This window comes from Burkholderia sp. LA-2-3-30-S1-D2 (assembly GCF_001523915.2).
Classification (GTDB): domain Bacteria; phylum Pseudomonadota; class Gammaproteobacteria; order Burkholderiales; family Burkholderiaceae; genus Burkholderia; species Burkholderia diffusa.
Genome location: NZ_CP013383.1, coordinates 502,392 through 514,800 on the forward strand (window position 1 = coordinate 502,392; position 12,409 = coordinate 514,800).

At 65.9% G+C, this 12,409-nt stretch carries 10 protein-coding genes; 7 read left to right on the forward strand and 3 right to left on the reverse strand.

Annotated features, from left to right (window positions below; genetic code table 11):
- Window positions 1-107 precede the first annotated feature (107 nt).
- From WS66_RS02275 to WS66_RS02300, 6 genes are all read left to right on the forward strand, one after another.
- Window positions 108-404 carry a cupin domain-containing protein gene (locus WS66_RS02275; protein ID WP_059600270.1) on the forward strand — a complete coding sequence of 99 codons (297 nt, stop codon included), beginning with the start codon at window positions 108-110 and terminating at the stop codon, window positions 402-404.
- 629 nt (window positions 405-1,033) lie between these two features.
- Window positions 1,034-2,647 carry a DUF2957 domain-containing protein gene (locus WS66_RS02280; protein WP_059600269.1) on the forward strand — a complete coding sequence of 538 codons (1,614 nt, stop codon included), beginning with the start codon at window positions 1,034-1,036 and terminating at the stop codon, window positions 2,645-2,647.
- Between the two features lie 71 nt (window positions 2,648-2,718).
- Window positions 2,719-3,972, forward strand: coding sequence for a DUF2957 domain-containing protein (locus tag WS66_RS02285; protein ID WP_059600268.1), 1,254 nt, complete (start codon window positions 2,719-2,721; stop codon window positions 3,970-3,972).
- Window positions 3,973-4,045: 73 nt separating this feature from the next.
- On the forward strand, window positions 4,046-4,870 hold the full coding sequence (locus tag WS66_RS02290) for an OmpW/AlkL family protein (protein WP_059600267.1): 825 nt from the start codon (window positions 4,046-4,048) through the stop codon (window positions 4,868-4,870).
- Between the two features lie 123 nt (window positions 4,871-4,993).
- On the forward strand, window positions 4,994-5,497 hold the full coding sequence (locus WS66_RS02295; protein ID WP_059534146.1) for a hypothetical protein: 504 nt from the start codon (window positions 4,994-4,996) through the stop codon (window positions 5,495-5,497).
- Between the two features lie 242 nt (window positions 5,498-5,739).
- Entirely contained in the window at window positions 5,740-6,861 is a 1,122-nt protein-coding gene (locus WS66_RS02300; protein WP_059600266.1) for a hypothetical protein, read from the forward strand.
- A gap of 77 nt (window positions 6,862-6,938) precedes the next feature.
- Here WS66_RS02300 and betA read toward each other — a convergent pair whose 3' ends face one another.
- Genes betA through betI form a run of 3 tightly spaced genes read right to left on the reverse strand, consistent with a single transcriptional unit; the run spans window position 6,939 to window position 10,751 of the window.
- On the reverse strand, window positions 6,939-8,639 hold the full coding sequence (gene betA, locus WS66_RS02305; protein WP_059600265.1) for a choline dehydrogenase: 1,701 nt from the start codon (window positions 8,637-8,639) through the stop codon (window positions 6,939-6,941).
- Window positions 8,640-8,664: 25 nt separating this feature from the next.
- Window positions 8,665-10,134 (reverse strand): betaine-aldehyde dehydrogenase, encoded by a 1,470-nt coding sequence (gene betB, locus WS66_RS02310; protein ID WP_059600264.1) that lies wholly within the window; start codon window positions 10,132-10,134, stop codon window positions 8,665-8,667.
- Window positions 10,135-10,166: 32 nt separating this feature from the next.
- Window positions 10,167-10,751, reverse strand: a complete 585-nt coding sequence (gene betI / locus WS66_RS02315; RefSeq protein ID WP_059534154.1) for a transcriptional regulator BetI — start codon at window positions 10,749-10,751, stop codon at window positions 10,167-10,169.
- A gap of 720 nt (window positions 10,752-11,471) precedes the next feature.
- Here betI and WS66_RS02320 point away from each other — a divergent pair.
- Window positions 11,472-12,374, forward strand: coding sequence for an alpha/beta fold hydrolase (locus WS66_RS02320; protein WP_059600263.1), 903 nt, complete (start codon window positions 11,472-11,474; stop codon window positions 12,372-12,374).
- Window positions 12,375-12,409 lie beyond the last annotated feature (35 nt).

Here is a 12,409-nt window from a genome sequence, read left to right on the forward strand (position 1 = left end):
GGCGGGCACCATGCCGACTGTGCCGCTCGAACGCCGTCGGGCCGTACCGGGACGGTATGCGCCGCGCTCGCGATAATGCATTCCTCTCACGTCCCGGAGCGAAGCACATGTCCTTGATCGATTTCAAGTCCGTCGCGGCCGCGCAGGCCGTTGCATGGAAATCCACGATCGTCGGCGAAGTCGGGCCGGCCCGGATCAAGGTGCTGCGCATGGACGCGCAGCCGTACGAAGCGGAAGTGCACGACTACGACGAAGGGCTGCTGGTGCTCGACGGCAGGCTGATGCTCGAGGTCGACGCGGAAACGGTCGTCGTCGAAGCCGGGCAGATGTACCTTGCTGCCGCGGGCTTGCGCCACGCGGTGCTGCCGGGCAGTCACGGCACGCTCGCGATCATCGACGTGTGAGGTTGCACCGCAGCATGCGTGCGTGCCGCCGGCGGTTCGCACGCCGGGCCTTGCGCGACGTGGAGCACCGACATTCAAACGCGCGTTATATAGGTCCGGTATTTGTCTGAGCAAATAAATTGAAGGCTGTTTGAAAAACTGTCAAACACCCTGCTCGCACCGGGGATCGCGCGGTTCGGCACGTTTGGAACTCTGCATCCATTTACTTGTGCGGATCGTCCGATCATAGTCTCGACAAACGACGCATCACGATAACGAATCAAGCGTACGTACGGAGACCAATACATGACATGCCTATCCGAGGGCCTTGCCGCACTGCCGTTTCCCTGCTTTTCGCCGGATGCGGGCGCGCCGCGCATTGCGCGCTGCCTGCGTCATCGCATCGCGTTGCCGCGGTAGCGACGCACCCCATTCCATTTCGATTTCCCCGATGGCGCCGTGCCGCATGACGGTGGCGCCGGATTGCGCTTGCCTGCCACGTCGATCCTGATCGCATTTGCGTGACCGGCAACGCGGCGCACATCGTGCGCATCGTCATGTGCCGCGCATCGTCGCGTCGGCGCGATACCAACCGGTGGGCCACGCAGCTCATCCGGGCGAGACCTGTCGTACCTCAAAAGGAGGGGTTGATGCTTTGCATTCCTGATTGGCGGAAGGCGATCCTGTCGTGCGCCGTGCTGGCGCTGCCGTTCGTTGCCGGTTGCGGCGGCGGCGACGATCCGGGCCCGATCAACGTGCCGCAGTGCTCAGGCAGCGCATGCGGGCCGAGCGGCGCGGAAACGACGCCGCCCGTCGTGACGAAGCTGTGTCCGGATTCGCTCGACTACACGACGACCTACACGGGCGGCGCCGGCAGCGGCGAATACGTGAAGGTGAAGTTCGACACCACGAAGCTCACCTACCAGATGCAGTTCATCGAATCGTCGGTGCCGACCTCGGCGGGGCAGGTCAACAACACGCGCGCGGGCCTGACGATCAGCGGTGCATTCCATCATCCGACCAATCTGCCGACCGCCGAGCAGAACCGCTGTGCGTTCGTGCTCGACAGCGGCGCGACGAGCGACGGCGCGTATGCGGTGACGATCAATCGCGCGGATCCGCCGATGCTGTTCGTCGGCAACGGGGTGGTTGGCGGCGGGATTCCGGGCGCGACGATCGCGTTCGCCGGTCTCGAGCCGTTCCCGGGCATCGTGCTCGGCACCGTGCCGTCGCGCACCTTCGATTTCTATCCGTTCATCGGCTTCACCGATACCGAAACCGACTTCTCGAAGGTCGCGGGCAACTACAACGAACTCGGCATCCACCTGTCGCCGGTCGGCGGCAGCGCGCAGAGCAGCACGGGCGCGGTCGGCTGGCAACCCGACGTCGTCAACTGGAACCAGACGTTCAATGCCGACGGCTCGTGCACCATCACGGCAGGCAGCGATTACTCGTGCCAGACCACCGGAACGCCGTGGGCGCTGCGCAAGAACGCGGACGGCTCGTCCGACAACGTGTTCGTGAGCCACGCGGTGGCGAACGCGGGCGGCACCCTCATCTATCCGTTCGCGGGGCAGGGATCGGCAATCGTCATCGTCGCGCCGAGTCAGGCGAAGGGCATCATGATCGTCGGCAAGCTGAACGGCGTTCTGGTGCCGGTCGTGATTCGCGTGGGCTACACGCATATCGACGCGAGCAACCTGCTGGCGTCGGTCGCCGATGCCGAGGTGGGGATTTCGATGCTGTCGCGGACGACGGCCGTCTCCGCCAATTCGTTGAAGGGCGGTTTCATCGGCGCAACGAGCGCATCCGCGTGCGGTGTCGTGGCACCCAGCACCGCGACGTTCGCGATCGCGACGGCGGGGCCGAGCTTCAACAACAACGTCCCGCATCCGGATCTGCCCGGCACCTTCGACGGCACCTTCTTCCTGGCGCAGGCCGGCAGTTGCAACGACGGTACCGCCGTATCGACAATGGCCGCGAACTACACGTCGACGCTGTTCCAGGGCGCCACCGCGGCGTTCATCGACCCGCAGACGTCGTCGGTCACGTCGCAGTTCGCACTCGACTACACGCAGGCCACGCCCGGCAAGATCAAGGTCACGGCGTCGCAGGACTTCAACGCGAAGGGGGCGAACGGCAACGTGGCGATCTTCAGCAAGGGCGACACCGGCTGGCTCGTGACGGCCGGGAACATCTACGCGATGGTCGTCAACAACAACAAGGTCAACCCGTTCTTCACGGTCGGCGCGTTCGTCCAGTAACGGCGGACTGAACACGGAACACCGGCGGCGCACGCGTCGCCGCCGGTGAATCGAAATTCTAGAGGATTCCTATGAATGTGAAGAATTGGATGGCCGCGGCGTCGCTCGCGCCCGTGCTGGTCGCCTGCGGTGGCGACGGCGACCCGCCGCCCGCGCCGGTGGTCAGGCTGTGTCCGCAGACGATCGACTACAACACTGTGTTCATCGGCGGCTCCGGCTCGGGCGAACTCGTGAAGGTGCAGCTCGACACGACGAAGATGACGTACCGGATGACCTACCTCGCATCGCCGGTGCCGACGGCCACCGGCACGGTGCAGCCGACGCGCGACACTGCGCCGGCCAACGTTGTCGACGGCACGCTGGCCGACGAAACGGGCCTGCCGACCGTGAAGCTGAACCAGTGCACGTTCCGGATGCAGAACGCGAGCCTCGACCCGAGCCGGCCGGCGCGCCTGTTCCTCGGTGAGGGCGTGCTGGGTGGTGCGATTCCGGGCGCGACGATCCAGTTCGACGGCGTGATCGGCGTGGGCAAGATTCCGAAGACGACGTTCCCGTACTACCCGTTCATCAGCTTCTCGTCGCTCGAAACCGACCTGACGAAGATCGCGGGCACGTACAACCAGCTCGGCTACCACCAGGTGCCGTCGCAGAACTTCCAGCCGGTGGCGCTCGACCAGCAGGTGACGATCAACGCGGACGGCAGCTATGTCGAGACTGACAACTTCGGCAAGAAGAACGGCGGGCAGCCGCTCGCATCGAGCGCGACCGTGAACCAGCCGTTCACGCTGCGCCCGGACGCACCGGCGTTCCAGTCGTTGAACTACCAGCCGCAGATTCCGCCGACGCTCGCCGCACTCGATCCGGCGAAGGGCGGCAGGGGAATCCTGATCGTCGGCAAGCTGCGCAATCAGCTCGTGCCGGTCTTCATCCGCACGGGTGCCGCGAACGCGGACCTCACGCAGGGGCCGCCGAGCGCGGACGACGAATCGGGCATCTCGTTCCTGAGCCCGCAGACGGCCATCACCCAGGGCTCGGAGAACGGCGAGTACACGGGCGTCGACAGCGCGTTCAACTACCGCGCGACCGCGCTCGTCGGTGCGCAGGCGACGCTGCTCGATCCTTTCAACGCGTCCCAGGCCGCGCTCACGCGTGCGCTGAACCTCGACTACACGCAGAAGGTGCCGGGCGTCGTGACGACCGTGCACGCGGACGCGGCGTCCGGGCCGGCGACCGGCAAGTTCGTGTTCACGGGCGGCGTGTTCGGGTTCCTCGACATGGCGGATACGAGCAATCCGTACTTCACGGTCGGCGCGTTCGTGCAGTGATCACACGCGGATGGAGACACGGCGGCGTCGCGCATGGCTGCGCGGCGCCCGGATGGAATGAGGGGGAGACTTCATGAAGAAGCTGATTGTCGCGAGTGTCGTCGCAGGCGTGTCGACGCTCGCATCGGCCCAACAGGCGGGCGACAATGTCGCGACGCTGGGGTGGCTGCACATCATGCCGCAGGATTCGACCAACGGGCTGACGACGAATCTCGCGAGCATGCCGATCAACGGGCCGCTGCGGCTGCCCGGGTCGTTCACGTCGCCGGGCACCAGCCTGACGGTCAACAACGCCGACACGGTCGGCCTCACGCTCACGCACTTCTTCACCGACCATATCGCGGTGACGTCGGTGCTCGGCGTGCCACCCGAGTTCACGCTGACCGGGCACGGCGTGATCCGGCCGCCGGGCCCGGCCGGGTCGCTCGGCAGCGTCAACATGGACAATCCGTCGAACCAGCCGGCCGTGAAGAATGCGCGGCAATGGAGCCCGACGATCATTCTGCAGTACTACTTCAATGCACCGACAGCGAAGTTCCGCCCGTTCGTCGGGATCGGCGTGGCCTACAGCTGGTTCAGCAACATCGAACTGAACGGCAACTTCGCGAAGGACATCAACGAGAACCTCGGCAGCGTGCTCGCGGCCGGCGCCGGCAAGCCGGGGCCGACGTCGGTGGAGGGCAAGGCGTCGTCGTCGTTCACGCCGGTCTACAACGTCGGCGCGAGCTATGCGATCGACAAGCACTGGGGGCTGACGGCGACGCTGACCTACATGCCGCTGAAGACCTACTCGTCGCTTGTGATCAAGGCCGCCGACGGTTCGACGCTCGCGACCACGCGCACGCGGCTGAAGGCCGATCCGCTGATCACCTTCGTCGGGATTTCCTACAAGTTCTGAGCCGTCCGGCGTGCATTGCGTACGCCGGCGGTTTCCTGCGACCGAGCGGCCGGGCCGATCCGGCCGGGGCGTCGCGTTCCTGGCGGCATGCCGCCATTTGTGAAGAGAGAGGGGGCAGTTCAAATGAGCATTCGCAAAATCGTATCGCTTGTTGCTGCAGTGGCATTCACCGCGGTTTCGGCCGCGCCTGCTTTTGCCGTGACCGTCTCGCGCGCCGACGGGCAGGCCATGAACCCGAACGGGGAGCCGTTCTCCGCGACGGGCCTCACTGTCCTGGCCAAGGGGTCGATCAACGCGACCTGCAACGCGACGTTCAACGGCACGATCTCCTCGACGGGCATCGTCAACATCACGTCGACGACGTTTACGGGCGCCGCGACGTGCGGCCTGATCAGCGGCAGCGCGACCAGCGCATCGCCTTGGACGGGCCAGGCCGACAGTACGACGCAGCTGTCGATCAACAACGCGAAGGTGACCGTTTCGCTGCTCGGCGCCTGCGGGCCGAGCAAGGTCGTGACGACGTGGAGCGATCCGAACTCGTCACTGACGTTCAACAACGCGGTGCTGACACCGGACTGCACGGTCAGCGGCACGGTCGCCACGTCGCCGAAGTTCCACGTGCAGTAAGCGTCGCGCGATCGGAACCGGGTGCCCGCCAGGGGCGAGGGCCGTGTAACGATGCGCGGCGGGCGTGCCGGTTTCGCGATGCATTCGCGTCGTCGCGTGGTTCCGCGTGACGACCGGCTGGCCGCCTGCTTCGCGATCCGTTGCGGGTGGCCACGCGGGGGGCCGGCGCGACGCACCGTGCCGCCTGCGTCGACGGACATAGAACAATCATTTCGATTTGCCAGAACCATTCCGGACCACCCATGCTCACCGACCCAGCGAAGTATGGCGATGCCCGCGCTGCGACGCCCGACCGGCTGCGCACGGCCGCGTGGCTGCAGTACCTGATCGAATACCTGAACGCAGCGGCTTGCGTGGCGACGGACGACGCTGGCGCAACGACCGCGCGGTCGTCGCGTACGGCCAGCGTGCGCACGGGCGTGACGCTGCCGCACGAAGCGCTTGCCGTCCTCCACGAACTCGCACCGTGGACGGCAATGGACGGCGGCGGTTGCGCGTGCGACGCGACCGAGCCGCTCGGCGCGTGCATCCACGTGCCGAATACGCGGCAACTTGCGCACGCGGAACGATGCTGCCCGGGATCGCGCGCAGTATTCGAAGCAGCGCACGGTGTCGTCGATGCGTGGGCCTTCGACGATCCCGCCGACGGCTGGGCCGCGCTGGAGCGCATTGCCGGCGGCGTCGAACCTGGCGGTGTCGACGGCGCCGACGGGCACGACGGCCGAAAACAACCCGCGAGCGGCGAAGCACAGCCCGCGAAGAACCTGAGAGAACGACGGGCGGCAGTCGTGGCCGCGTGCGTGGACCCGTCCGCGCGGCCCGGCGCGATCATCGACGCGATCGTGCTGCGCATCTGCGGGCCGCGCGACGATGCCGCCCGCATCGACGAGATGGCCGCGCTCGCGATGTTCTGCGCGGAGCTGGCTGCCGGAAAAGGGGCTTCCTTTGCCGCGTATGGTGGTCGGCACAATCTCGTCGCGCGCGCGATTCGCGAACGACGTGCCGATCTCGCGTCGGTCGACGGCCTGCTCGCGGCGGTGTTCGTGTGCCGACTCGACCGGCTCGTCGGTGCGGGCAGTTTCTGGGCGTATTACCTGCTGGCGGGCATCGTGATCGCGGCGCCGGGCATGGTGCGCGAGTTCGCGCGGCGTTTTCATGGCGACGCGTGGCAGGCGTGGCTCGATGAAGTGCTCGCGTGGCCGGCGGTCGGTCGCTTCGGGATGAAGGAGGATGTCGCGTTCGAGCGTCTGAGCGGCGCGATGAGCCTGACGTCGCGATCGAATCCGATCGTGCGCGCGAAACGCGTGCGGCCGAGGGTGGCTGCGATCAAGCGCTTCAGTACGGGCGGCGAGAGCGCCCGATGAAATGAAAAACGGCTCGCGGCGAGAACGCGGCGAGCCGTGTGCGTTGCTGCTGCGCCCCGGGGAGGGCGCTCGCGCGGTTACGCCGTTTCCGGCTGTCGCACCGCCTTCGCGATATTGCGCGCCATCGCGCCGTTCGCGACGAAGTAAGGCACGTCCACGCGTGCCAGCGGCGTGCGGCCGCGGATCTTGTCGGCGATCTTCTCCGCGATCATGATCGTCGGCGCGTTCAGGTTGCCGGTCGTGATGATCGGCATGATCGACGCATCGACCACACGCAGCCCTTCGAGCCCGTGCACGCGGCCTTCCTCGTCGACCACGGCCATGTCGTCGTAACCCATCTTGCACGAGCACGACGGATGGAACGCGGTTTCCGCGCGGGCCCGCACGAACGCGTCGAGTTCCTTGTCGCTCTTGCAGTCGGCACCCGGGTTCAGCTCGCGGCCGCGATAGCGGTCGAGCGCGGGCTGCCGCATGATCTCGCGTGTCGCGCGGATCGCATCGCGGAACTCGCGCCAGTCGAGCGATTCGGCCATGTAGTTGAACAGGATGCTCGGATGATCGTTCGGATCGCGCGAGCGCAGTTTCACGCGGCCGCGGCTCGGCGAACGCATCGAGCCGACGTGCGCCTGGAAGCCGTGCATCTCGATCGCGTTCGAGCCGTTGTAGTTGATCGCGACGGGCAGGAAGTGATACTGGATGTTCGGCCACGGATCGTCGTCGCGCGTGCGGATGAAGCCGCCCGCCTCGAAGTGGTTGGTCGCGCCGAGGCCGGTGCCGTTCAGCATCCACTCGAGGCCGATCTTCGGCTGGTTCCACCACTTGAGCGCCGGATACAGCGACACCGGCTCCTTGCACTCGTACTGGATGTACATCTCCAGGTGATCCTGCAGGTTCTGGCCGACGCCGGGCAGATCGAGCACGACGGGGATGTCGAGTTCCTTCAGCCACGCGCCGGGGCCGACGCCCGAGCGCTGCAGCAGCTGCGGCGACGCGATCGCGCCGCTGCACACGAGCACTTCGCGGCGCGCATGCGCGGTCGCGCGCTCGCTGCCGCGCAGGTACGTGACGCCCGATGCGCGCTTGCCGTCGAACAGGATGCGGTCGGCGAGCGCGTGCGTGACGATCTCGAGGTTCGGCCGCACCTTCGCCTGGTCGAGATAGCCGCGCGCGGTGCTCGCGCGGCGGCCCTTCGGCGTGACGGTGCGGTCCATCGGGCCGAAGCCTTCCTGCTGATAGCCGTTCAGGTCGTCGGTGCGCGGATAGCCGGCCTGCACGCCCGCATCGACCATCGCCTCGAACAGCGGGTTCACGCCCGGCTTGCTGGTCGTGACCGACACGGGGCCGTCGCCGCCGTGATAGTCGTTCGGGCCGACGTCGCGTGTCTCGGCCTTCTTGAAGTACGGCAGGCAGTCGAGATACGTCCAGTTCTCGAGCCCCTTGTGCGTCGACCAGTTGTCGTAGTCGAGTGCGTTGCCGCGGATGTAGCACATCCCGTTGATCAGCGACGAGCCGCCGAGCCCCTTGCCGCGGCCGCATTCCATCCGGCGGTTGTCCATGTGCGGCTCGGGGTCGGTCTCGTAGGCCCAGTTGTAGCGACGGCCCTGCAGCGGATAGGCGAGTGCCGCCGGCATCTGCGTACGGAAGTCGAAGCGGTAGTCGGGGCCGCCCGCTTCGAGCAGCAGCACCGTGACGTTCGGATCTTCCGTCAGGCGCGTCGCGAGCACGTTGCCCGCGGAACCGGCGCCGCAGATGATGTAGTCGTATTCGCGTGTCGTCATGACGGTCAGTCTCCTTTCGTGATCCTTAAAACACCGGGTTGTAGCGGCCGAGCTCGACCTGCACCGACTTGATTCGAGTGTAGTGCTCGAGCGTCGTGATGCCGTTCTCGCGTCCGACACCGGATTGCTTGTATCCGCCAACCGGCATCTCGGCCGGCGATTCGCCCCACGTGTTGATCCAGCAGATGCCGGCTTCGAGGCGGTGGATCGCGCGATGCGCGCGCGACAGGTTCTCGGTCACGACACCGGCCGCGAGGCCGTAGTGCGTGTCGTTCGCGCGGGCAATCACTTCGTCTTCCGATGCGAAATCGAGGATGCTCATCACCGGCCCGAAGATTTCCTCGCGGACGATCTTCATGTCGTCGTGGCAGTCGCCGAACACGGTCGGCGCGACGTACTGGCCGCTGCCGAAGTGGCCGTCGGTCAGGCGCGTGCCGCCCGCGAGCAGCTTCGCGCCTTCGGCCTTGCCGCTCTCGATGAAGCCGAGCACCTTGTCGAGCTGCGCGGCCGACACGAGCGGGCCGAAGTTGGTGTCGGCATCGGTCGGCTTGCCGACGCGAATGCGCTTCACGCGTTCAAGCACCTTCTGCGTGAACGTGTCCTTGACCGAGCCGTGCACGAACACGCGCGTGCCGTTGGTGCAGACCTGGCCCGAGCTGAAGAAGTTGGCGGTGACCGCGATGTCGGCGGCGCGGTCGAGGTCGGCATCCTCGAACACGATCAGCGGCGACTTGCCGCCGAGCTCCATCGTCACTTCCTTCAGCGACGATGCGCCGGCGAGCGACATCACTTTCTTGCCGGTCTCGACGCCGCCGGTGAACGACACCTTCGCGATGTCCGGATGGCCCGTCAGCAGCGCGCCGACCGAACCGTCACCCTGCACGACGTTGAACACGCCGGCCGGCACGCCGGCTTCCGTATAGATTTCCGCGAGCTTCAGCGCGGTGAGCGGCGTGACTTCGCTCGGCTTGAACACCATCGCGTTGCCGGCCGCGAGCGCGGGCGCCGTCTTCCAGCACGCGATCTGGATCGGGTAGTTCCATGCACCGATGCCCGCGCACACGCCGAGCGGCTCGCGGCGCGTATACACGAACGACTCGGCGCGCAGCGGCACCTGCAGCCCCTCGATCGCGGTCGCGAGGCCCGCGTAGTATTCGATCACGTCCGCGCCCGTGACGATGTCGACCGCGAGCGTCTCGCCGATCGGCTTGCCGGTGTCGCGCGTCTCGATCGCCGCGAGTTCGTCGTTGCGTTCGCGCAGCAGGTCGACCGCGCGGCGCAGGATGCGCGAGCGCTGCATCGCGGTCATCGCGGCCCACTCGCGCTGGCCTTCCTGTGCCGATGCGACCGCGCGGTCGACGTCGGCCGCGCTTGCCTGCTGCACCTGTGCGAGCAGTTCGCCGGTGGCGGGGTCGAAGGTGTCGAAAGTCGTGCCGCTGGTGGCGTCGACGTAACCGCCGCCGATGTAGAGGCGCTGCAAACCGTATACGGACATGAGGATCTCCTTGAGGGCGACTGCGTGACGCGTCAGTCTGACGCGAGGAGCAGGTCGATGTAATTGTGGGCGAGCTTCAGTGCAGCCCGTGTGTCGATCGGGCCGCCGGCGAGCGCACCGCGCAGCCACAGGCCGTCGATCAGCGCGGCGAGGCCGCTGGCGGCTTCCCGTGCCTTCGCGCGCGGCAACGCCTTGGCGAATTCCGCGCACAGGTTCGAATGGAGGCGCCGCGTGTTGACGTGCTGCAGGCGCTTGAGCATCGCGTCGTGCATGCTCTGCGACCAGAACGCGAGCCAGGTCTTCATCACGGGTGCGCTGACCTGCGTGTCGTCGAAGTTCGCGGCGACGATCGCGCGCAGCCGGGAACGCGGGTCCTTGCGTGCCGCGACGCGGCGGCGCGTGGTGGCCGCCCACAGATCGCGCAGCACGTGCCGCATCGTGGCTTCGAGCAGGCCGTCCTTGTCGCCGAAGTAGTGGCTGACGATACCCGTCGAGATGTTCGCGCGCTGCGCGACCGATGCGAGCGTCGTGCCGGGGAGGCCGGCCTCGTCGATCGAGCGCAGCGTCGCGTCGATCAACTGCGCGCGACGAATCTCCCGCATTCCGACTTTCGGCATTGCGATCCCCTTCGCCCGGACGGGCCGTTCCTGGAAGTCGACAGCTTATCGGTTTTTTATTGACCGTTCAATCAACAAAAAAACAGGGTCCGACGGTGAATCGAGCGATCGGTTGGGCGAGCAGACGCTGTCGCCGCGATTGTGCAGGTGCGGAAAAACGCGTTGAAAGAAGGTTAAATAACTTGAAGTTTGTTTAAAACGATTTCCGAAAAGACGGCGCAATGGTTGCGAAAGTTAATTGAATCGATTTATTACACGTCGAAAGAATGTCGAGCTATGTGAGATTTTCTGAAATTCTAAAATTCGAGTCTCGGGTTTCGTTTTGGGTAATTTTCCGGAATTCGTTTCAATCATCCGATTGAAACTTGATATCGCTTTGAAATTAAAGGAAATAGTGTTGGTGCTCGATTGTCTGTCGGCTCGACTGCAAACGATTGCGGTCAACTCGGGACCGTGTCCGCCTACCATAAAAAATGCAAAATATAATTGAATCCGGCGTATTTCCGGGCGGAGTAGAGGGGATCGTTGGAATGACTTGAGTAAGTAATATTGCCCGTATTAGTATGGCGCCGAACCAAAAGGAATGAATCGGCGCCGCGGGTTTTTCCCGCGGTGCGTCGGCAATGGGCGCGGCCAACGACCGCGACAGGGCCGGCGCCCGCCATTGCGCACCTGCAGCATGCCGCGACGCCGAGACGCCGCATTCACCGGAGAACGACGATGCCGACCGAAAAACACGTGGTCCCGCTACCGAATGGTCTGAAGGTCTACGTCGAACGGAACGTGTTCGATCCGTCGTTCGACACGGCGATGCTCGTCAACGGCGCGCTCGCGACGACCGCATCGTTCGGGCAGACCGTCCAGTATCTCGGCGAGCGGATGAACACGATCTGCTTCGACCTGCCGTATGCGGGGCAGTCGCGCCAGCACAACCCCGGCTGCTTCATTCTGACCAAGGACGACGAGGCCGCGATTCTCCAGCATCTGGTCGAGCGCTTCGCGCCGGCGTTCCTCGTATCGGTGTCGTGGGGCGGTGTCGCGTCGCTGTTCGCGCTCGCGCGCGGCTGCCCGAGCGTGCGGCGCGCGGCGATCTGCTCGTTCTCGCCGTTCCTGAACGACGCGATGGTCGACTACGTGACGCGCGCCCGCGACCACATCGCGGCAGGCGAGAACCTGAAGGCCGCGCAGCTGCTGAACGATACGGTCGGCCGCTACCTGCCGCGCATCATGAAGCTCTACAACTACCGCTATCTGACGCGCTTGCCGCGCGACGAGCAGGACCAGGTCGCGTTCCACGTCGACCAGATCCTGTCGCTGCAGCCGGAGCGCTACCTGAGCGAGTTTTCCAACATCGGCTGCGAGTTGCTGTTCCTGAACGGCGAGCGCGACGAATACACGACGCCGGCCGATGTCCGCCAGCTCGCCACGCACGTGCCGCGCGCGCGCTTCGCGACGATTCCCGACGCCGGTCATTTCCTCGACATCGAAGGCCGCGCGCAGCGCGAAACCACGCGCGCGGCGCTGCTCGACTTCTTCTGCGACACGCCGCCCGTCGCCGCGGGCATCGCGCTCGGCGCCGCACACGCATGCGTGTCCGCGCCGATGCCGGCGCTGTCGTCATGACGCAGCACGTCGCGCACCGGGCACACCGGGCGCAT

Excerpts from the sequence above, each read along its gene's own strand:
- WS66_RS02280 (WP_059600269.1), top strand. The coding sequence starts at position 1,034 with ATGCTTTGCATTCCTGATTGGCGGAAGGCGATCCTGTCGTGCGCCGTG.
- WS66_RS02320 (WP_059600263.1), top strand. The coding sequence starts at position 11,472 with ATGCCGACCGAAAAACACGTGGTCCCGCTACCGAATGGTCTGAAGGTC.
- WS66_RS02285 (WP_059600268.1), top strand. The coding sequence starts at position 2,719 with ATGAATGTGAAGAATTGGATGGCCGCGGCGTCGCTCGCGCCCGTGCTG.
- betB (WP_059600264.1), bottom strand. The coding sequence starts at position 10,134 with ATGTCCGTATACGGTTTGCAGCGCCTCTACATCGGCGGCGGTTACGTC.
- WS66_RS02275 (WP_059600270.1), top strand. The coding sequence starts at position 108 with ATGTCCTTGATCGATTTCAAGTCCGTCGCGGCCGCGCAGGCCGTTGCA.
- WS66_RS02300 (WP_059600266.1), top strand. The coding sequence starts at position 5,740 with ATGCTCACCGACCCAGCGAAGTATGGCGATGCCCGCGCTGCGACGCCC.
- betI (WP_059534154.1), bottom strand. The coding sequence starts at position 10,751 with ATGCCGAAAGTCGGAATGCGGGAGATTCGTCGCGCGCAGTTGATCGAC.
- WS66_RS02295 (WP_059534146.1), top strand. The coding sequence starts at position 4,994 with ATGAGCATTCGCAAAATCGTATCGCTTGTTGCTGCAGTGGCATTCACC.
- WS66_RS02290 (WP_059600267.1), top strand. The coding sequence starts at position 4,046 with ATGAAGAAGCTGATTGTCGCGAGTGTCGTCGCAGGCGTGTCGACGCTC.
- betA (WP_059600265.1), bottom strand. The coding sequence starts at position 8,639 with ATGACGACACGCGAATACGACTACATCATCTGCGGCGCCGGTTCCGCG.